Source organism: Kluyvera sp. 142486 (assembly GCF_046569695.1).
Lineage (GTDB): Bacteria > Pseudomonadota > Gammaproteobacteria > Enterobacterales > Enterobacteriaceae > Kluyvera.
Genome location: NZ_JBKHUI010000042.1, coordinates 1 through 978, shown reverse-complemented (window position 1 = coordinate 978; position 978 = coordinate 1). Strand labels below are relative to the sequence as shown.

The following is a 978-nucleotide window of genomic DNA, read 5'->3' as shown; positions in this document are numbered from 1 at the left end:
AAATTAGCGGATGACTTGTGGCTGGGGGTGAAAGGCCAATCAAACCGGGAGATAGCTGGTTCTCCCCGAAAGCTATTTAGGTAGCGCCTCGTGAACTCATCTTCGGGGGTAGAGCACTGTTTCGGCTAGGGGGTCATCCCGACTTACCAACCCGATGCAAACTACGAATACCGAAGAATGTTATCACGGGAGACACACGGCGGGTGCTAACGTCCGTCGTGAAGAGGGAAACAACCCAGACCGCCAGCTAAGGTCCCAAAGTCACAGTTAAGTGGGAAACGATGTGGGAAGGCTCAGACAGCCAGGATGTTGGCTTAGAAGCAGCCATCATTTAAAGAAAGCGTAATAGCTCACTGGTCGAGTCGGCCTGCGCGGAAGATGTAACGGGGCTAAACTGTGCACCGAAGCTGCGGCAGCGACACTATGTGTTGTTGGGTAGGGGAGCGTTCTGTAAGCCTGCGAAGGTGTCTCGTGAGGGATGCTGGAGGTATCAGAAGTGCGAATGCTGACATAAGTAACGATAATGCGGGTGAAAAACCCGCACGCCGGAAGACCAAGGGTTCCTGTCCAACGTTAATCGGGGCAGGGTGAGTCGACCCCTAAGGCGAGGCCGAAAGGCGTAGTCGATGGGAAACAGGTTAATATTCCTGTACTTGGTGTTACTGCGAAGGGGGGACGGAGAAGGCTATGTTAGCCGGGCGACGGTTGTCCCGGTTTAAGCATGTAGGCGGAGCGTTTAGGTAAATCCGGACGCTTATTAACGCTGAGGTGTGATGACGAGGCACTACGGTGCTGAAGTAACAAATGCCCTGCTTCCAGGAAAAGCCTCTAAGCATCAGGTAACATCAAATCGTACCCCAAACCGACACAGGTGGTCAGGTAGAGAATACCAAGGCGCTTGAGAGAACTCGGGTGAAGGAACTAGGCAAAATGGTGCCGTAACTTCGGGAGAAGGCACGCTGATATGTAGGTGAAGTG

General features: G+C 53.1%; 1 rRNA gene. It reads left to right on the top strand.

Going from position 1 to position 978, the window contains the following annotated elements:
- Positions 1–978, top strand: a 23S ribosomal RNA gene (locus ACLGE8_RS22650); the annotation flags it as partial.